This is a genomic window from Vicinamibacterales bacterium (genome assembly GCA_035699745.1).
Taxonomy (GTDB): domain Bacteria; phylum Acidobacteriota; class Vicinamibacteria; order Vicinamibacterales; family 2-12-FULL-66-21; genus JAICSD01.
This window is the reverse complement of record DASSPH010000015.1, coordinates 50,404-69,844: the sequence shown is the minus strand read 5'-3', so window position 1 is coordinate 69,844 and position 19,441 is coordinate 50,404. Positions and strand designations below refer to the sequence as shown.

General features: G+C 67.2%; 18 protein-coding genes and 1 other RNA gene. 11 read left to right on the top strand and 8 right to left on the bottom strand.

Annotated features, from left to right (window positions below):
* Positions 1–225 precede the first annotated feature (225 nt).
* Positions 226–555, top strand: coding sequence for a hypothetical protein (locus tag VFK57_02505; GenBank protein ID HET7694552.1), 330 nt, complete (start codon positions 226–228; stop codon positions 553–555).
* Between the two features lie 79 nt (positions 556–634).
* On the opposite strand, the gene VFK57_02500 is transcribed toward VFK57_02505, so the two are convergent.
* The 5 genes from VFK57_02500 to VFK57_02480 are packed head-to-tail and all read right to left on the bottom strand — an operon-like array spanning position 635 to position 4,984.
* A complete protein-coding gene (locus tag VFK57_02500) occupies positions 635–1,531 on the bottom strand; it encodes a hypothetical protein (protein HET7694551.1) in 897 nt (298 codons plus the stop codon).
* 21 nt (positions 1,532–1,552) lie between these two features.
* The gene (rdgB, locus tag VFK57_02495; protein HET7694550.1) at positions 1,553–2,140 is read right to left on the bottom strand and encodes an RdgB/HAM1 family non-canonical purine NTP pyrophosphatase; all 588 of its coding nucleotides are present in this window, start codon (positions 2,138–2,140) and stop codon (positions 1,553–1,555) included.
* Between the two features lie 3 nt (positions 2,141–2,143).
* Positions 2,144–2,875: a ribonuclease PH gene (rph, locus tag VFK57_02490; protein ID HET7694549.1), complete on the bottom strand. Its 732-nt coding sequence runs from the start codon at positions 2,873–2,875 to the stop codon at positions 2,144–2,146.
* Positions 2,862–3,446 carry a GerMN domain-containing protein gene (locus VFK57_02485; protein ID HET7694548.1) on the bottom strand — a complete coding sequence of 195 codons (585 nt, stop codon included), beginning with the start codon at positions 3,444–3,446 and terminating at the stop codon, positions 2,862–2,864. The genes rph and VFK57_02485 overlap by 14 nt, the downstream gene beginning before the upstream one ends.
* Positions 3,443–4,984 (bottom strand): N-acetylmuramoyl-L-alanine amidase, encoded by a 1,542-nt coding sequence (locus VFK57_02480; protein HET7694547.1) that lies wholly within the window; start codon positions 4,982–4,984, stop codon positions 3,443–3,445. Before VFK57_02480 ends, VFK57_02485 begins: the two co-directional genes overlap by 4 nt.
* Before the next feature lie 76 nt (positions 4,985–5,060).
* On the opposite strand from VFK57_02480, the gene VFK57_02475 reads away from it, so the two are divergent.
* The 6 genes from VFK57_02475 to VFK57_02450 all read left to right on the top strand — a co-directional run bounded on the left by VFK57_02475 (position 5,061) and on the right by VFK57_02450 (position 11,081).
* Positions 5,061–5,591: a hypothetical protein gene (locus VFK57_02475; GenBank protein HET7694546.1), complete on the top strand. Its 531-nt coding sequence runs from the start codon at positions 5,061–5,063 to the stop codon at positions 5,589–5,591.
* Positions 5,592–5,894: 303 nt separating this feature from the next.
* Positions 5,895–6,246, top strand: a transfer-messenger RNA (tmRNA) gene (ssrA, locus tag VFK57_02470).
* Between the two features lie 697 nt (positions 6,247–6,943).
* Complete coding sequence (locus VFK57_02465) at positions 6,944–7,417, top strand: hypothetical protein (protein ID HET7694545.1); 474 nt, start codon at positions 6,944–6,946, stop codon at positions 7,415–7,417.
* A gap of 111 nt (positions 7,418–7,528) precedes the next feature.
* On the top strand, positions 7,529–9,844 hold the full coding sequence (locus tag VFK57_02460; GenBank protein ID HET7694544.1) for an ABC transporter permease: 2,316 nt from the start codon (positions 7,529–7,531) through the stop codon (positions 9,842–9,844).
* A 57-nt stretch (positions 9,845–9,901) separates the two neighbouring features.
* The gene (locus tag VFK57_02455) at positions 9,902–10,708 is read left to right on the top strand and encodes a glycosyltransferase (protein ID HET7694543.1); all 807 of its coding nucleotides are present in this window, start codon (positions 9,902–9,904) and stop codon (positions 10,706–10,708) included.
* Complete coding sequence (locus tag VFK57_02450) at positions 10,677–11,081, top strand: glycosyltransferase (GenBank protein HET7694542.1); 405 nt, start codon at positions 10,677–10,679, stop codon at positions 11,079–11,081. Before VFK57_02455 ends, VFK57_02450 begins: the two co-directional genes overlap by 32 nt.
* Before the next feature lie 83 nt (positions 11,082–11,164).
* On the opposite strand, the gene VFK57_02445 is transcribed toward VFK57_02450, so the two are convergent.
* Positions 11,165–13,786 carry an ABC transporter permease gene (locus tag VFK57_02445; GenBank protein HET7694541.1) on the bottom strand — a complete coding sequence of 874 codons (2,622 nt, stop codon included), beginning with the start codon at positions 13,784–13,786 and terminating at the stop codon, positions 11,165–11,167.
* Positions 13,783–14,124 (bottom strand): PadR family transcriptional regulator, encoded by a 342-nt coding sequence (locus VFK57_02440; protein HET7694540.1) that lies wholly within the window; start codon positions 14,122–14,124, stop codon positions 13,783–13,785. Before VFK57_02440 ends, VFK57_02445 begins: the two co-directional genes overlap by 4 nt.
* 108 nt (positions 14,125–14,232) lie before the next feature.
* Here VFK57_02440 and VFK57_02435 point away from each other — a divergent pair, with 108 nt between their 5' ends.
* From VFK57_02435 to VFK57_02425, 3 genes are all read left to right on the top strand, one after another.
* Positions 14,233–15,627 (top strand): Gfo/Idh/MocA family oxidoreductase, encoded by a 1,395-nt coding sequence (locus tag VFK57_02435; GenBank protein ID HET7694539.1) that lies wholly within the window; start codon positions 14,233–14,235, stop codon positions 15,625–15,627.
* A 104-nt stretch (positions 15,628–15,731) separates the two neighbouring features.
* Positions 15,732–16,094 carry a PadR family transcriptional regulator gene (locus tag VFK57_02430; protein HET7694538.1) on the top strand — a complete coding sequence of 121 codons (363 nt, stop codon included), beginning with the start codon at positions 15,732–15,734 and terminating at the stop codon, positions 16,092–16,094.
* 263 nt (positions 16,095–16,357) lie between these two features.
* Positions 16,358–18,784, top strand: coding sequence for an ABC transporter permease (locus tag VFK57_02425; GenBank protein ID HET7694537.1), 2,427 nt, complete (start codon positions 16,358–16,360; stop codon positions 18,782–18,784).
* Between the two features lie 113 nt (positions 18,785–18,897).
* On the opposite strand, the gene VFK57_02420 is transcribed toward VFK57_02425, so the two are convergent.
* On the bottom strand, positions 18,898–19,023 hold the full coding sequence (locus VFK57_02420; protein ID HET7694536.1) for a hypothetical protein: 126 nt from the start codon (positions 19,021–19,023) through the stop codon (positions 18,898–18,900).
* A 244-nt stretch (positions 19,024–19,267) separates the two neighbouring features.
* Here VFK57_02420 and VFK57_02415 point away from each other — a divergent pair, with 244 nt between their 5' ends.
* Positions 19,268–19,438 carry a hypothetical protein gene (locus VFK57_02415; GenBank protein ID HET7694535.1) on the top strand — a complete coding sequence of 57 codons (171 nt, stop codon included), beginning with the start codon at positions 19,268–19,270 and terminating at the stop codon, positions 19,436–19,438.
* Positions 19,439–19,441 lie beyond the last annotated feature (3 nt).

Here is a 19,441-nt window from a genome sequence, read left to right as displayed (position 1 = left end):
CTCGGGCTGGCGATCGTGCTCGCGCTGATCATCGTCACGCGCGGGCCACAGCAGGCGTACGAATCGCTCGCGCCCGCGGCCGCCAACCTGCGCGCGCAGTTCAACGCCGATGCCGGCAGGGTGCGGATGCTGATCCTGCCGGCGCCGACGTGAGCCGAGTGTCTTCGGGGGGCCTCCGAAGTACAACGTGACGTCCTGGCCAACCTGGCGGGTGCCGACCTCCGCGTGTATGTCGTGTGGGTGCCGATGTCGCGCGGCATGGAGCGCGACGTGCCGAACGCGACCCGGCAGGTGCCCGACGCGCGGGCGCGCCACTACTGGGACGGCAACGGCCAGCTGACCGCCGGCTACCGCCCGGTGCTGGGCGGCTTCATCGAACCGGTGTGGGACACCTACGTGCTGTACGGAAAGGGCGCGCGGTGGGACACCGAACGTCCGCCCACGCCCGCCTACTGGATGCACCAGCTAGGCTCCCCCAAACGCCCCCGCGCCGCCGGGCCGTTCTGGGACCCCGCCGTGTTCCTGGCAAAAACCCGAGACACCCTCACTCGCTGACGCACTGAACGCACTGAACGCACTGACGCACTGAACGCACTGAACGCACCGCGCACCGCGCACTGCGCACTGCGCACTGTCACTTGACCTCCCGCATCCGCCGGATGTAGTCGGCCGTCACGCCGTGAATCCGCATGCGGGCCAGATCCTCGATCGGCAGGTTCTTGTAGCCGAGGTCGCTCAGTTCGCGCACGAACTGCGCCGACACGCCGTGGATCCGCATCTTGAGCAGATCGTCGGCGTCGAGGTTCCGGTAGCCGAGATCCGCGAACGTCTTGATGTAGTCCGGCGTCACGCCATGGATGCGGAATTTCACGAAGTCGTCGATCGTCTCGTTCTTGAAGCCCAGATCCCGCATCTGCTTGATGAACTCCGGCGTCACGCCGTGGATGCGCAGCTTGATCAGTTGATCGATCTCCATCCGCGTCCGCGTTTCCTGCGACATCTGCTGCGCGAACGCCGGCGTGGCGCCGTGGATGCGGGTCTTGATCAGATCGGCGGTGCCGAGCTGATACCCCGCGTTCTTGTAGCCGGTGACGTAGTCGCGCGTCACGTCGTGCATGGCGAAGCGCCACACGTCGTCGCTCGACAGTCCCGGATAGCCGAGGCGCGACATCGCGGTGAGGAAATCGGCGCTCGGGGTGAAGCGGAAGTCGCCGCGGCCGCGGCCGTTCTCGATCCGTCCGGAGAAGTCGAAGCGGCCGGCGTCGCGGCGGAGCGTGAATTGCACGGGTCCGTCCGCGGCGCGGCCGGCCAGCGCCGGCACGTCGCGCTCGGCGATGCCGATCCCGCTGTTCCCGTCGTCATGGCGCAACTGAATCGAGATCCAGCGCTCCCGGTCGTTGCGCGTCCAGTAGTTGTCGACGTCGCTGCGCCACGTCCCCTGGACGGTCGGGCGGTTGTCGGCCGGCTGGGCCGGGTCGGCCAGGTCGGCGACCGGGGCGGCAAGGCAGAGGGCGAGAAGAACGTGCTTCATGCCCGGTTAGATGGGGGCGGGTCAGCGAAGGTTGGCAAGCCAGGCGGCGAGCGGACGAAACGCCGCGCCGCGGTGGCTGACCGCCGCCTTGCGCTCGCCGTCCACCTCGGCCAGCGTGCACCCGTACGGCGGATAGAAGAAAATCGGGTCGTAGCCGAACCCGTGGGTCCCGCGCGGCTCGGGCGCGATCGTTCCTTCGACGATGCCGGTGGATTCGAACTGGATGGCGCCGCGATCGGCAAAGGCGACGTGCGCCACGAACCGGGCGCGGCTCGTCGCCAGTCCGCGCGCCCTCAGCTCGCGGTAGATGGCGGTGAACTTCACCGCGTAGTCGGTGCCGTGCCACCGCGCCGAGTGCACCCCCGGCGCGTTCTCCAGGGCGTCGATCTCGAGGCCCGAGTCGTCGGCCACTGCAGGCAGTCCGGTTCGCTCGTGATAGTAGAGCGCCTTCAAGCGCGCGTTCTCGGCGAACGTGGCCCCGGTCTCGTCCGGCTCGTCGATGCCGGGAAACTGCTCGAGCGACACCAGCGTGCAGGGGACGTCTTTCAGGATGCCGCGGATCTCTCTCAGCTTCCCGGCGTTCGTGGTCGCGATCAGCAGCCTGCGCACGCGCTATTTCTTGAGCATGTCCCCGACGATGGCGCGCTGCTTGTCGATCAGCTCCTTGACGCCGTCGTCCGCGAGGCCCATCAGCGCGTCGAGCGCGCGGCGGTCGAAGGGGAGTCCCTCCGCCGTTCCCTGCAGCTCGATGAAGCGCCCGTCGCCGGTCTTGACGACGTTCATGTCGACTTCCGCTTTCGAGTCCTCGTCGTAGGCGAGGTCGAGCAGGGCGGCGCCGCCGACAATCCCCACGCTCGTCGCGGCGACGTAGTCCACGATCGGGATGGTGCGGATGATCGCGAGCTCGCGCATCCGCTGCAGCGCCAGGACGAGCGCGACGAAGCCGCCGGTGATCGACGCCGTGCGGGTGCCGCCGTCGGCCTGGATCACGTCGCAGTCGATCCAGATCGTGCGCTCGCCGAGCTCGTTGAGCTTGGTGATGGAGCGCAGCGAGCGGCCGATCAGACGCTGGATCTCCTGCGTGCGCCCGCCGACCTTGCCGGCGCTCGACTCGCGCTGCGTCCGCGTGCTGGTGGCGCGCGGCAGCATGCCGTATTCCGCGGTGACCCACCCCTTGCCGCTGTTGCGCAGGAACGGCGGCACGCGGTCCTCGACGCTGGCGGTGCAGATCACGCGCGTGCGGCCGACCTCCATCAGCACGGATCCTTCCGCGTGGGCGAGATAGCCGGGCGTGATGGTGGTGGGGCGAAGCTGCGAAGCGGATCTTCCGTCACTGCGTGTCATGTACGACCCATTCCAGGCTCTTGGCGAGCGGATGACGCAGGTCGACGTGACCCGCGAGAGTATCGACTTCCTTCCCCTCGACGAGAATCTGGACGCGCGAGATTGCCGGCAGATTCACGGTGAGGGCGTTGACGAGCGTGTAGACCGTGAACACCTCGAGCAGCGAGCCTCCCGGGTGTTTGGCGGAGATGTCGGCCGAGAGGTTCACGAACGCGTCGCCGCGCTCGGTGACGAACACGTTGCGCAGCGCGACGCCGGGCGGGATCGCCGACACCTGCGGCGCCGCCGCGGCGAGCTGAGCCTGGATGATGGCGTGCGCCTGTTCGGCGACGCTCTGGCCGAACGGCACCTCGCGCTGCACCGGCTGCAGCGCCATGCCGTCCTCGGAGACGTAGAAGAGCGTCGCGGTGATCTTTCGCACCGGCGCGGCCGGCGCGCCTGCGGTCGCGGCCGGCGCGGCGCTCTGCGCGCGCCTCGCGGAGTACCAGCGAGGCAGCCCGACGAACAGCACCCACGCCGCGGCGATGGCGAAGACGGCGAGGGCGGCGATCGCCGCGCGGCGGGAATTCATCGGGTGCCCGCCGATGGCGATGTCGAGCGATAGCGGAGGATCCCGTCGAGCAGCGCCTGCACCAGCGCGTTCTGCTGTCCGTCGCCGGCGAGCCGCTGCTCGTCCTGCGCGTTGGTGAGGAAGCCCATCTCGACCAGGACCGCCGGCATGTTGGCGCCGACCAGGACGCGGAACGGCGCCTGCTGCAGCGCGCGCGCGCTCATCGGCACGCCGCGCTCGCGCAGCGCCGCTTCCATCGCCCGCGCGAACGCCGTCGACTCGGGGACGTGACGCGTCTGCGCCATCTCCCACGGCGTGATCTCGATCGTGCGAACGCCGCCGCCCACGACAGGCAGCGCTTCCGGCGATCCCTGCGTCGGCCGCTGGGCCGGCGCGCCGTAGCCCTCGAGACTCAGGTAGAAGACCTCCGCTCCGGCGACGCCGGGCCGCACCGACGCGTTTGCGTGCAGGCTGATGAAGAGATCGGCCTTGTTGTTGTTGGCCAGCGCGGCGCGCTGGTCTGCCGGGACGGCGCCGTCGCCGTCGCGCGTCAGCAGCACGCGGACGCCGAGGCGCGCCTCGATGGAGCCCTTCAGACGGCGTGCGACCGACAGCGTGACGTTCTTCTCGAGCGTGCCCTGCGCGCCCCTCGCGCCCGCGTCGTCGCCGCCGTGGCCGGCGTCGATGACGATGGTGCGCAGGCCCCCGGGCGGCGGCAAATCGAGCAGCGGCGGCGTCTCGCCCGGCGCCGGCGGTGCCGGCGGTGCCGGCTGCTGCGGTTGCGGCGCTCCGGGGGGGGCGGCTTCGGTCTGCGCCTGCAGATCGATGACGATGCGCGTGCCGCCGGCGGGAACGGCCTGATCGGCCGCGCGGAAGGACGCGAAGCGAGGACCGAGATCGAGCGCGAGCGTCTGCGGCGTGTCTCCCGGCCGAATGGCCTGCAGCGTCTCGGTGGGGGCGGGCACGCGGAGATCGCCGGGATCGAGCGCGTCCGCGTCGAAGCGGACGATCAGCCGCGACCCTTCCTGTGAGACGGTGTGCGGCGTCGACGGGGCGACGTCGATGGTGACGCGCGTGAGCGACCCGAGCGGCTCGACGCGCGCCGCCACGCGCGGCATGCGGATGTCGCCGGTGAGCACGAGGCGGGACGGCTTGCGCAGCTCGATCCGCGTCGCCGACCCCGGCGCGAGCGCCCGGCTGACGAAGTCCACCGGCACGAACCACGCGCGTCCGTCGCGGACCGGTGCGACGGGCAGCGAGATCATCCGTCCCGCGACCGACGCCAGCGGCTGCTGAGGCGAGAGCACGATCGTCTGTGTGCCCGCGGTCACGGTCAGCGCGCCGGCGGCCGTGTCTTCGCGCACCGTCAAGTTGAAGAGGCGTGCGAGGTCGTCGAGCGCGAACATCTCCTGCCCGGAGACGACGCGGACCGGGAGCGGGCGGCGCGCCTCACGCGAAACGACGGTGTAGGGGGCGGAGGACGGCTGCTGAGCCGGCAGCACGATCGAGAGGCAGCAGGCCGCGGCGATCAGCGCCGCCGCCTGCACGCGAACCTTCAAAGTGCTTCAATTCTATCTGTTCGGCGGCGCGCGCGACTAACCCGTATACTCGGGCGAACGTTTCCCCGGAGGTTCCATGCGCAGCCTGGCTGTTGTCACGATCTATCTGGCGGCGGCCGCGGCCATTGTGTCGGCCCAGGACGATCGCCTGCCGGTCATTCGTCCGCAGCTCGAGACCGTGAAGGGCTCGCCGTCGCCGTTTCCGTTCCCGGACAAGACGCCCGCCGATTACGACACCTGGATCCGCACGCCGTGGATCCAGATGAATCCGGCGAAGTGCGGCAACAGCTGCGTGGAGGTCAGCCTGAAGACGATCGCCGGGGTGGCGCAGCTCGACACGGCGAGCGCGAAGCGCGGCCCGGCGAAGCTCCGGCTCGGCATGCTCATCCCGGCGTCGTGCGGCGACTACAAGTGGTACGGCGAGATCCGGGATCAGCGGGGCAGCGGGGTCGCTGTCGACGATCCCGCCGACAACCCGATCGAGCTGTCGCGCATTCATGTCGTCCGTTTCGACGAGCGGTCGCGCGAGGTCTCGATGGTGTTCCAGAACGACCATACCGGCAGCGCCCGCCAGGCGCGGTTGAACGTGCTCTGCAAGTCGAAGTGATCGCCGTCCTCACCGGCGGGCCGGTACGCTCGACATGACGGCGCGCCACAGGCCTGCCACGCGCCGACGCTCGGCTCCGCCGCGTCCAGCATCACGCGATCGCCGAGCCGCGAGGCTACGACGGACGCGAGCGCATGCGGAGCACATTTCCGTGCCAGCTCAGCAAGGGACATTCCGCTGGGACGCCCGCGGCCGGCCGCAAACGGCGGCCCCAAGCGCTGCCGGATTTGTAGGTGCCGGGACGGATCCCGCCGCGCCGCGGATTCGCCCGAGCTTGCCAGGCGTCGTACAATGGAAGGGTAAGGGGGCGAACCAGATTCGACGGGAGTACGGTTTCGCAGGATGCGTGCCGAGGACCATCAACCTCGACAAAAGATGGAAACCAACCTAACTGCGGATACGCAGCTCGCTCTCGCAGCCTAAGAACCTGTGAGCGTCTGCCCCCATCAGCCTACGGGTGGGGACCAGATGTCATTTAAGTAGGCTGGCTGTCACCGGCTGCCTCGGACGGTGACGGCGAGATTTTCCGGGGTTGGTGCCCGGCGGTTTTTCCGCTTCTTCACGCCGGGCGCGACACTTCAGAGGCGGATACGCATCGTAGATTCCTGCGGGGATGTATTTTCGGACCCGGGTGCAACTCCCGGCGCCTCCATTTTCTTCCGAGGGGCTTCGCCCCTCGGACTCCCTTACACGCTCTCTCGCTCGCGGCACCCACCGAAGGTGAGGGCGCCGCTCGGCTCGTTCGCGTGCGCTCGTTCGCTGCGCTCACTCTCGTCTGATCGGCGCTTCGCCCGTCGAACCACTTATCGCGGACATCGCACCATTCGTTTTCTGCAAACGCAGCGTTGCTGCGCGTGGAGTCCGTGCATCGCTTGACCTGAACCAGCACCAGTTCCTCCTTGTGAACTGGCAACATATCGACACCCTTTCACCGGGCCCACCCACATGTTGAGCCTCGCACTGGACGTGATCAGATAGGCAATCAGTCATCAGACGATCACGTTGGTGTAGGTCGATTGAGTAGAGAAGATGTGGTCGATCGGACAAGGTCCGCAGTTCCGTTACGGACGCAGACGTACCATCATCAACGTGAAGCACAGGATCATACGCACTGCACGGTCCTGTGCAACAATGCCGGCTGCAAGGAAAATCATCCGGGTTTCGACTGCAAGGTCACAGACGACAACGTGTGTAATTGCGTGGGCAGCTAGTGTCTGAGTAGCGCCGACCGTCACGGTCGAAGTATCCGAGACCGTGGCGGTTTCCCGTCGGTGGTGTGGCGAGCCGGCGGCACCGACAGCGGTCCTGCGCATCGGTTACCGATCCTTCACAGGAGGTCTTTGGTGTCTGCTATGCGTCTCGTCGTCGCCTTGGCGTGCTACCTCGCTGCGAGTCCTGCCATAGCCAATGCGCAAAGCGCGCTCGATGTGTCCGGCCGGTGGTCTGTAGATGGACCGCCGGAGAGCAAAGACTTCAAGAGTCCTGCAATGGGGACGGACATCACGATCGAGCACGCCGGCGGGAAGATTACGGTTGAGTACAGCATGAACCGGAAGCGCACATGGACCTTGGATGGCGTCGAGTACAAGACGCTCGTGCGTGTGGCTGATGCCGGAAGCTACACTGAGATTGGAAGGGCCCACATCGCCAAAGATCGGATCGTCCTGGTGAGCGGTCGCGATCGAGGCGGTCGTGTCAATCGCGAGGAGCGCACCCTGTATCGGAAAGGCGATAAACTGATAGTGGAGGGCACGGCCTGGCTTGACAACAAGGTCATTAATACGTCCACCCTGTCCTATCGTCGATCCACGCCAGTCACGAAATGACCATGCACTGAGCAGGGCGCGCGGTGACACTCGGGATCGCACGGTGCGGTCGCTGTGGCACGCATGACGAGGTACCTGCGAGACGGGTTTCGCCTGGCAACAGGTCGACCTGTGTTCTTCTGGAGTGTGGTTGTCACTCTGGCGGTTGGAGTAGGCGCTAATACCGCCGTCTTTGCAGCCGCACGCGCGATTCTGATCGATCCTCCTCCCTACCGCGACCCTGACACCATCGTCATATTTGCCCCGCTCAATCACTTCTCGCAAACGCCGCTGACGGCGGCCGATATTCCAGAGTTGGAGCAACTCCAAAGCCTGTCCAACGTGGCAGGCTGCAGCGCTACCTCGGTACCGATGCTGCGAGACCGACCATCGATTCTGGCAGCACCGATCGAGGTCACCCAGGGCTTTTTTGACGTATTCGGCGTGCCGCCCCTGCTGGGACGCGGCCTGGTGGCGAGCGACTTTTCCGGTGGACAGCGCTCAGCCGTGCTGTCGTTCGAGCTGTGGAAGTCGATGTTCGGCGGCGACCCGAATGTCGTCGGACGCGCGGTGACCCTCGACCGCACCCGCTGGACGATTGTCGGCGTGATGCCCCGATCCTTCAGGCCGAGCTGTTTCGGGATTGGTGGTCCGCTGGCGTGGGTGCCACACGACCCGAAGACTAGTGTGACCGAGTTCGGCATGCGGCTCATGGCCCGTCTGGCGCCTGGTCTGTCGCTGGCGCAGGCAAATGCCGAGCGTGACGCATTGGCCCGGTACTGGGCGACCGACCGTCGCGATGATCGCCTGGCTGCCTATACGTTGGAACCAATCAACGCGTCGCGGGCCGCCGCCGCCCGTCCGGGGTTGATCCTGCTGCAGTCAGTCGCGGTGCTACTCCTATTGGTGGCGTGTACCAATATCGCCGGCGCGCTGGTCCTGATCGCCTCTGAACGACGGTTCGAGTTCGCGCTGCGCGTGAGTATGGGCGCCACGCCCGGGCACCTCCTTCGCCAGGTGTTTGCCGAGACAGCCGCGGTTGCCGCCGTTGGTGCGACGCTCGGCGCGGTGCTCGCGCAGGCCGTCACCCGATGGCTGAGTCCGTTGGCGGCACCGGTATTGTCCGGAGTGGTCCTGGACATGGACTGGCGAGATGTCCTCGCCGCGCTTGGGCTCGGTGGTGTCGCGCTGATCGTGTTCGGGACCCTGCCGGCGCTGGCGGCCGCCTACGAGGTCGGGCACTCGGCGTCTCCCCGACGCCAGCCGTCTGGACAGCGGATGCGCGCGATGCTGCTGGTGCTGCAAGTGAGCGCCACGATCGTGCTGCTGACCGGCGCAACCGTGCTGCTGCGGAGCTATCGCGATGCCACGTCATTGCCCGCCGGCTTTCGCAGCGAAGGGCTCCTCACGACCGACGTGTACCTTCCCGCCACGATCAGTACCAATGTGGCGCCCTCCTTCCCGTTCCAACAGGCCGTCCGCGCGCTGAGTGCCGCGATGACCGAGGTGCGGTCGGTCGACGAGTGCGCGTTCAGCGACGCTTCTCCGTTCGTCGGCGGCGGCAGCCGGCGCCTTCAGGTGATGTTGCCTGGCGCGGCGGAGGCCGTGAGTCGAACATTTGAAATGTCGCATGTCTCGTCGAACTATTTCTCGCTGCTGCAGATTCCCCTCGTGCGCGGGCGCATGTTCGCCGCTGAGACCGCCGCTGGGAGTGAAGTAGTCGTGAGTGAAGCCTTTGCTCGCCTCTTCCCAGGGCACGAGGTGCTCGGCGCCGTCGTGCGAACGCCCGCGCGATCGCTCCTGATCGTCGGCGTCGTCGGCGACGTGAAGACAACATGGCTGACCAACGACTCGACGCCGGCGTTGTACGCGCCGATCACGCTCGCTGCAGGCACGGCGGTGTCCGTCATCGCGCGGAGCCCGAGACCAGGGCAAGCGATCCCCGAGATGCGGAAGGCGATTGGGCGGGTGGATCCGAATGCGCCGGCCGTGGCGATCGAGCCGCTCAGCAGCATCGTCTGGCGGAGCGAGAGGATGCGCCGCTTTTATCTGGCGATTGCCGGCACGTTCGCTGTCGTGGCCGTGCTGGTGAGTGCCCTCGGCGTCTTCGGCGCGGTTGGCCGCGTCGTGTCGTTACGCGCGAAGGGAATTGCCATCCGGGTCGCGCTCGGCGCGAGGCGAGTCGAGGTCGTCCGGCTCGTCCTCATCGAGGGCCTTCAGCCAGTGATGATCGGAATAGCGGCAGGCCTCGCCGGCGGTTTCGTGCTCATACGCGCTCTGGCCGCGGACCCATTTCTACAGACGCTGCTGTTCCAGGTCGCGTCTACCGATGTGTCGGCGTACGCGCTGCCGGTAACCATGGTCCTTGCCAGCGCCATCCTTGCCTGTCTGGTTCCTCTCAAACGGGCGCTGGGTCTCGACCCGGTGACGACGTTGAAGGCCGAGTGATGGATCTCGTGCCGGGCGTCTCCTCTCCACGCCCCGGCGGCGAATAGGAGGCTCCGAGTGCTCGGAGTGATTGTGTCCTGCATAGGCAGGACGTCAGAAACCTATATCTCGTCACATATCGCCAACCTGTCGCCGGCGGGCACGGCGGTGTGCAGCCTGTCTCCCGTTGAGAACCCGGCATGGGTTCCCGAATGGCCTGTGTTGCGGCTGTACCATTCCGATGTGTGGCCATTGCAGGCGCTCAGGCGTGTGGCCGGAGCAGCGAGTCGTGAGAGCCTGCTGAGAATTGATTTGTCTCGACTCGCCTTCTGGTTGGCGACAAACCGCATAGACGTCGTGCTATGCGAGTATTTGCAGGTGGCGGTCAGCGTCGCTGATGTGTGCAGACGCATGCGGATACCTCTGGTCGCCCATGCCCACGGCTACGATGTAGCCGGACAGTCCCGCGATGCAGTATGGGGAGCTCGCTATCGGGCGGTGCTGCCGCAGATCGATGCGGTCGTAGTGGTCTCCCGTGCGATGAAGGCGCAGGTCATGGAATTCGGCGTCCCGGCGGATCGCATCCATGTGATTCCATGCGGTACCGATGTGCGCGCCGAGAGCAACGCGCAGCGTCACGGCAAGAGGGATGTGTTCAAGATTGTGGCCGTTGGTCGACTGATCCCAAAGAAAGGTCCGATCTTCCTCCTCGAGGCGTTTCGACGCGTTCGGCAAGCCTGCCCTCGGGCTGAGCTGTTCCTGGTCGGACAGGGCCCCTTGATGGAGGCCGTATCGCAGTTCGTGCGAGCAACAGAGCTTGAAGACTGCGTCCACCTGTTGGGCGAGTTGCCGAATGCCAGCGTGCCTGCTCCTGGGCGACGCTGACCTGTTTCTGCAACACAGCGTTACGGCGCTGGATGGGGACGAGGAGGGGTTGCCGGTGTCGATTCTGGAGGCGATGGCGGAGGGCGTTCCCGTAGTCTCTACCCACCACGCCGGTATTCCTGAGGCCGTGCAAGACGGCGAGACCGGCTTTCTCGTACCGCCAGGCGATTGTCAAGCGATGGCTGACCGTACGGTTCGGCTGCTATTTGATGAAGATCTTCGTAGGACGATGGGCGTCGCCGCACAGAAGCGAGTAGAGGCCAGTTTCTCCATTGCGGGGGAATTGCGCGAGCTTCGACTGGTGCTTGCCAAGTGCTGCCCGTCGGCTTTCAGGGATGCAACGCTCGAGACTCCCTGTAAGTCCGACGCGTAACGGAGCCGTTGAGGGTCAGATGCGAAAGCTGGGCAAATGGCTGGTTTCAAGAAGAATGGATAGCGGCCGAGCGACGTTAATCGTCAATCCGCCCGCAGCGTGATCGCGGGGTCGATCCGGATCGCGCGCTGCGCCGGAATCCAGGTCGCCACCAGCGCCGCCGCCACCAGAAGGGCGGACGTGGTGAGGTAGGTAATCGCGTCGAACGGCGTGAGGCCGTAGAGGAAGCGGCGGATCAGCGGCGCAGCAGCGAAGGACAACACGAGTCCGCCGCCCAGGCCCAGGAGCAGCGGCCAGCGCGCGCCGCCGATGACGATCCACACGACCTGCGCCGCCTGCGCGCCGAGCGCCAGGCGCACGCCAATCTCGCGCCGCCGTTCTTCGACGGCGTAGGCGAAGACGCCGAAGGCGCCGGCGGTCGCCAGGATCAGCGCGAGCAGGCCAACCGCCCATGAAAACCGGCTCGCCGCCGCCACGTCGCGCGTCGCCATCCGGATGTCCTCAGCCAGCGGTCGCGCGGCAAACTCGACCTTCGGCTCGATGCCGCGCGCCACCGCCACGATGCGCTCGACGATCGCCGGCGACAGATCGCGCACGAGCACCAGGCCCCCCGATTGAAGCGATCGGTACGCGACCGGCGGGATCTCCGACAGCGTCGTGACCGGAACATCCTTCGCCACACCGACGACGGTGTATTGCTGGCCCGCGTCGCCATTGCCGGTCACGAGGCGCTTGCCGAGCGGGTCGCCGTTCGGCCAGAACAGTCGGGCCGCGGATTGATTGACGACGACCTCCGGTGCGCGTGCGTCATCCGCCAGAGTACGACCGGCAACCAGCGGAATGTCCAGGACGCTGAAGTAGCTCCCCGACACGTCCCGAGCGATGATGGTGGCTCGACTCGTGCCCGGACCATCGTCGCCACGACGGAAAGGGATGCTTCGGTGCGAGGTCGTGATCGCCGTGGACTCGCTGAACGCGAGCGGCGGCAGCTGCCCGCCTTCGAGCGCGTCGCGCAACGTGCGCTGGAACACTGCCGATCGCTCCCTCGAGGCACCTGGCGGCAATCGCAGGGAGACCGCCTGCGACTCGTGAATGGCGAAGCCTGGATCGAGCGTCATCGCATGGCCCACGGCGCGCGTCAGCAGCCCGGCAGCGACGAGCAGGACCAGCGACACCGCCAGTTGCACGGCGAGCAGGGTCGTCCGCAGCCGGCCGGCACCCGGGCGGCCGGCGCCGCTCTCGGCGGTGCGCGCGGCGATGCTGATGCGTGTCGACCGCAAAGACGGGAACACGCTCGATGCCAGGCAGGCGAGGAACGCCAGGGCGATCGTCACCACCACCACCAGAAGATCCGGCATGTACGGATCCGGGTTTCCCAACAGCGGCGAGCCCGTGCTGCGAACCATGATCTGCAGTCCAAGCACACCAACGCCGAGACCGACACCGCTCGCCACTACCGCCATGAGCAAGGCTTCGGTCACCAGCTGCCGCGTGACGCGCCAGCGGCTGGCGCCGAGCGACAGCCTGATGGCGAGCTCGCGCTGGCGTGACAGACCGCGGGCCAGGATCAGGTTGCCCGCGTTCGCGCACGCGAGCAGCATCACCAGCATCAGCGCGCCGAACAGCGTGGTCAGCACCGGCAGCTGCCGGGACAGGGCTTTCGGATCCAGACTGACGGGTCGCGTATCGCGCAGGGCATATCCGTGCGCGTCCATCGGAACGGTGCTGCGGAATTGCCGGCCAAGCACGTCGAGCTCGGCGAGCGCTGCGGCTCTCGAGGTGCCGGGTGCCAGACGTCCTGCCACCCGTTCGACACCGCCCCCGCGCGGGTCGGCAAGACGCGCGAGCTGCGCCCCCGGGCTCTCGAGCGCGGCGAGTGCGAGGGCTACGGACGGGAGCGGCATCCACACGTCACGGCGGACGTGCCATTCGACGTCGAAAAAGCGCGCTTCCGCCACGCCAACGATCGTGAACGGCTGGCCGTACACGAGGATGGTGTCGCCGAGGATTGACGCCGGCGCGCCGAAGTACTCGCGCCACAGGCGCTCGCTGATGACCGCCACGGCTCGCGGCGACGCATAGTCCTCTTCTTCGGGAAGGAACCCGCGTCCCATGTGCATTCCGACACGCAGCATGTCGAAATAGTTGGCGCTCACGAAGTTCCATTGGACGGAGGCGTTCGTCGTGCCGTAGGCGATCGGGCCGCCGCCAGGCCGCCACGTCGCCAGATGCGTCAGCGTACGGGTATGTTCGCGGAGATACCGGTACTCCTCGTTCGACAGGTCGCCGTACTGCTCTTTCGGTCCAGGAATCGGCTTGACGATCACGATCGAGGACGGATCGCGCACCGGCCATGGACGCAACACCCTGCCGTTGACCATCGAGAACAGGGCCGTGACAGGTCCGATGCCGAACGCGAGAATCCCGATCACGCTCACGGCAAATCCCGGCTGCCTTGCCATCGATCGCGCCGCGTAGCGAAGGTCCTGCCACACGCTCGACAACCAGGGCGCTATCCAGACCTCACGGCTGCGTTCGATCTGCAAGGTCCTGTTGCCGAACTCGCGCCGTGCCTGCGCCGTCGCGTCGGCCTCGCTCCACCCCTCGTCCACCAGCTCGTCGACGCGCTCGGCAATGTGGGCGTCGATCTCCCGCGCCAGCTCGGTGTCCGCGCGACGACCGAAGAGCCACCGCCACGCAGTCATGACTCTCTCGCCCGCATGACCTTCGTGATGCCGGTCATCAGCCGTTCGAACGCACCAGCCTTCCGCTCCAGCTGCCTGCGCCCCGCGGCGGTGAGTGTGTAGATGCGTACCTCACGGTTGCGCGCCGACTTGCCCCATTCGGCGGACAGCCAGCCGGCCTTGAGCATGCGCTGCAGCGCGGGATACAGCGAACCCTCCTCCACATGCACGAGGTCGTCCGACGCGCGTCGGATGGCTTGCGCCAGTTCATAACCGTGCCGGGGGCCACGGCGCAGCGTCTGGAGAATCATCATCTCCAACGCGCCAGGAAAGAGATCGGAGCGATCTGATGACGGCATCGCGTAATACCTAGTTAGAGGATGCCTAGAGTAAACCAGGGTTGATGCCCGAGTCAATTTCAGGGTGCTATTTCATCGGCAGCGACGATATCCTCTACGCGATTGCAGATGACGCTGCGGCGTCCCAAGGAGATGAGCATGGGCATCACGGACAGCAAACTGACGCGGCGTGACTTCCTCGGCGCGGCCGCTGGAGTCGCGCTCCTGTCGGCCACGCCCGCGCACGCGTGGAAGCGCGTGCAAGGCGCCAACGATCGCGTGCGGATGGCGCTGATCGGGTGCGGCAACCGCGGCGGACAAGTCACCGATTTCTTCCTGCGGCATCAGGACATGCAGTTCGTGGCCGCGTGCGACGTGTTCAAGGAACGGCTGGACGCACGCGTCAACGCGTTCGCCCGGTCCGCCCATACCGTGCAGGCCGGCAGCAAGGTGGACGCCGTTGAAGACTATCGCCGCGTCCTCGACCGCAAGGACGTGGACGCGGTGTTCATCGCCACGCCCGACCACTGGCACTGTGACATCCTGACCGACGCGATCAAGGCGGGCAAGGACGTCTACGTCGAGAAGCCGCTGTCGAACACCATCGAGCGGGCCGTCTCCGCGCTGAAGGCGTACCGCGGATCCAACCGGGTCGTGCAGCTGGGCACCCAGCAGCGGTCCGGTCCCCACTTCCAGGAAGCGGCGGAGATCGTCCAGTCGGGCAAGCTGGGCAAGGTGACGCACGCCGTGCTCCTCTATCCCGGCACCGGCTACGGCCGCGGCCCGGAGGAGCCCACCGCGCCGCCGGCGGGACTCAACTGGGACATGTTCCAGGGGCCGGCGCCGCGACATCCCTACAAGGTGGGCCGCCACCGCAGCTGGCGCGGCTACTGGGACTATGGCGGCGGCCTGATTACCGACTGGGGCGTGCACCTGACCGACGTCGCGCTCTGGTATCTCGAGGCGCAGAGCGCCGCTCCGCTGCTGACGAGCGGCTCCGCGCAGTACGTGAACCTCGTCAACCCGGAGCGCGACCAGTCTCCGGACTCGTTCTCCGTGACGTGGCAGTATCCCGAGTTCGTCATGACGTTCACCAACATTCTCTCCGAGGCGCGTCAGGGGGAGTTCGATCGGCGCGGCAACTACTTCTACGGCCCGCAAGGCAGTCTGCTCGTCAACCGCGTCGGCTACGAGATGCGGCCGCGGCCGCAGCGCGCCGGCGGCGCCGGCCGTCGTGGCGCGGGCGCTCCGGCGGCGGCCGGGACGGCGCCGGCACCGGCGCCCGCGCTGACGATGCCGTTCGAATACACGCGCAAGGATTACGCGGAGAACTACCAGGACGATCCGCACACCATCGCGCATACGCGCAATTTCCTCGATTGCGTCAAGTCGCGTCGGAAGCCGGTCTCCGACCTCGAGATCGGATTCCACGCCTCGCTGCCCTGTATCCTCGGCGTCATGGCCGTACGTCAGGGCCGGTCGTTCAAATGGGACGCGCAGGCGTTGAAGGCGGTCCCTGTGTAGCGCGAGTTGCTGCACTCAGTCCTGCCTCTTCGGCTAGGACGCCTTGCGGCTCTGCCAACTGCGAGTAAACTCTTTGCATAGACGTATCGTCTAACGATACGTCTATGCCCCGAAAGCCCGCACCCGAGCCTCGCAAGGCCCTTTCGCTCCCCGTCATCCATATTCTGCTCGCGCTCGCCGAGGGGGCGCGGCACGGCTACGCGATCAAGCAGGACGTCCAGGAACGGACCGGGGGCGCGATCCGGCTCGGGCCGGGCACGCTCTACGAGGCGATTCAGCGGCTGCTGGAGGCCGGGCTGATCGCGGAGACGAGCGGCGCGGATGCGGAGAATGGACAGCAGGCGCAGCGCCGCTATTACGCCCTCACCGCCGAGGGGTGGGCCGCCCTGGAAGACGAGATCCACCGGCTCGGCGCCATCGTCGACCGGGCGCGCGCCCATCCGAAGCTGCGCAAGGGACTCGCGTGAACGCCTTGTACCGGCTGCTGCTGCGAGCCTATCCTCGCGCGTTCCGCCAACAGTACGAACGAGAGCTGCTCGCCGCATTCGAAATGGAGCGAGCCGACGGCAGACACCGCGGCCTGCGCGGCGCGCTTGCCCTCTGGCGGTTTCTCATCGTGGATGTGGTCGTGGCCTCATGGCGTCTGCGCACGCGCGCCAGGCCTGATTGTCTCCCCGGCATGCGCCGCCGCGGGGTCCCTCAACTCTCCAAACCAGCGAGAAGAGGCTTCATGGAAACGCTTGCGCAGGACGTCCGCTATTCCTTTCGACAGTTCGTCAGGCGCCCGCGGTTCACCGCGATCGCGGTGCTGTCGCTGGCGCTGGCGATCGGTGGCAACAGCCTGATCTTCGGCTTGCTGGATGGATTCGTCTTCAACCCGTTCCGATATCCCGATCCCGGCCGGCTCGTTTCGATCGGGGTCACGTTCCCGAAGGTCTCGTCGGACACGACCTATGTCGAGGCGCTTTCCCCGGCGGAGTACGGGGATATCCGCGCCGCGCGTTCCTTCTCGCACTTCGGCGCCTTCGACCTCGGGAACCGCAATGTGTCGGGCGGTGACGTGCCGGAGCGGGTTTTCACCGCACTGCTGCTCGACGACCTGTTCCCGGTGATCGGATTGCCCCCGCACCTCGGCCGCGGGTTCACCGCCGAGGAGCTGGCGCCCCGCGGTCCGCGCGTCGCCATCCTCAGTCATCGACTCTGGCAGTCGCGGTTCGGCGCGGACCCGCAGATCGTCGGACGCAGCATCCGGATTGGCGGTGAGGCCACGACGGTGGTGGGCGTGATGCCGCCGGAGCTCGTCCTGATCGGGGCGGACCTCTGGATCCCCTGGGGCGCCAGTGCCACGGACGTGCCGCGCGCCGCGCGACAGTTCACCATTCTCGGACGGCTCGCGCCCGGCGTGGCACTCGAGCGGGCGAACGCCGAGCTCGCCGCGATTGCACGGCAGGTCCAACAGACGCATCTCGCCTCCTTCAAGGAGTACGAAGGCTGGCGCCTGATCGCGACACCGTGGGCTGCCGCCCTGTTCCAGGATCTGCGGCCGGCGGCGTTCCTCATGCTGTGTGCCGTAGGCCTCGTGCTGCTGATCGCGTGCGCCAACCTCTCCAGTCTGATGCTGGCGCGGGCCACGATGAGGACCCGGGAAGTCGCCGTTCGCCTCGCGCTCGGAGCGGCGCGCTGGCGCATTGCCAGGCAGCTCCTGACGGAGAGCATGCTGCTGGCCTTTTTCGGCGCGGCCGGCGGCCTGGTCCTCGCCTCCATCGGCCTGAAGTTCGCCGGGCTCTTGATCCCATCGACGTTCGCCAACCTGGGTCTCGACGCCACGATCAATGGCCGCGTGCTGGTCTGGAGTGCGGCGCTCGCAACGGCGGCAGCTGTCCTTGTCGCGCTACTGCCAGCCCTTCACGCCAGTCGCACCGATCCGTACGAATCGTTGAAGTCGGACGGGCGCAGCGGCACGAACCGGGCCGGCAGTCGCATGCGCCAGGTGCTCATCGTCGCCGAGATGGCCCTCTCGGTCGTCCTTCTCCTGGGCGCCGGCCTCCTGATGCGCAGCGTGGTCAATCTGCAGCGCGCGGACCTCGGGTTCAATCCCGAGAACGTCCTCACCATGCGGCTGACGCTGCCGCAGCAGAAGTATCCCACCGGCGAGGCGGTGACGTCCTTCTTCGAGGAGCTGATCCGACGGGTGCAGAACGTGCCCGGCGTGACGAGCGTCGCGATGGTGTCGCAGTTCCCGCCTGTGGGACCGTTCAGCTCCCAGGTTGAAGTCGAGGGCGTCGCGGCAACGGGGACCACCCTGCCCACGGCCAACACCACCGTGGCGTCGCGCGATTACTTCCGGACGATCGCCATCCCGCTCCTCCGCGGACGCTTCTTCGGAAGCGAGGACACGCCGGCCGCGCCGCGCCGCGCCATCGTCAACCAGGCGTTCGTCGCCCGACATCTCGTGGATCGCGATCCGCTCACCTCGCGCGTCCGCATCGTCGGCCGCAGCGGACCGGGAAGCTGGATCGAGATCGTGGGCGTCGTCGGCGACGCCAGGAACAACGGCGCCGGCGCGATGGTGCGACCCGAGCTCTTCATCCCGATGGAGCAGGGACGCGACGCGTGGAACCAGTTGTTCCTCCTGGTGCGGTCGGCCGGCGATGCTGCGGGGATGGTGTCGCCCGTCCGCGCGGCCGTGACCACCATCGATCCGGAGCAGCCGGTCTACGCGATCCAGACGATGAGGGAGGCGGTCGCGATGTCGGCGTTCCAGCAGCGGATCGCGGCGCTGCTGCTCGGTACCTTCGCGATGGTCGCGCTGGTCCTCGCCGCGGTCGGGATCTACGGCGTCATGTCGCAATCGGTGAGCGCCCGGACGCAGGAGATCGGCGTGCGGATGGCTGTGGGTGCCGAATCGACCGATGTGTTGCGGTTGATCCTGGTGCAGATCGGAAAACTCGCCGCGATCGGTCTCGCGATCGGCACCGGCCTGCTGTTGCTGGCCGGCCCGGCGCTGGAAGGATTGCTGTTCGGAGTGCGACCAGCAGACGCGACCACAATCGCCGCCGTCGCGCTCGCCCTCGGCACGGTCGCCGTCGTCGCCGGCTGGATCCCGGCCCGCCGCGCGAGCCGGGTCAACCCGATCGAGGCCTTGCGCTGCGAGTGAGCGCAGAGACTATCGCGACGTCGCGTATCCGCCCCAGGGAATCACGGGACCCGCGACGGCCACCCGCTGGTCGCGCGCAAGCGGAGCGGTGGGGCTGCCGTTGGCGGGTGCCGTTACCATGGCGACAGGCTGCTTTCATACAGCACGCCGGCCGAATCGGAGAAGATGGCGAACCGACACGGATCCAGCGTGTCTTTGATCGAGAAGATGTAGCCGTCGGCGCCGGCATACAGACTCACCTTGAATCCAGCAGGGGTCTGCGGCGGCGTTGCGAGACTCGCCTCAAGCGCGAATTCCTTCGCAGGTGCGCGCTGAAAATGTCGCGGCGGGCGCTCGGGTCCGCGCCTGCCTTCTAGGGTGTCTCGCCGTCGGCATCGCGGCGCGGGTCTTGCTCGGATCACCTGCGGCAGGTGAGCGATGCCCACGGCAGTCGGTCAGCCGGTCCCCGTCTACCGGATGCCGCGAGTCCGCCGCGCCCGGTTCATGATCATCGACCGCCACACGCTCGAGTACGGCCGGTATCAACGGTTCGTCGAGTTCGGCGACGAACGCGGATACGACCACCGGCTCGACGCAGCGTTACACCGCCAGCGGCGTCGCCCAGCATGGCGCACCTGGGTCAAGGCGTCGCCGCGTAGCTGGCAGGCGGGTTGACAC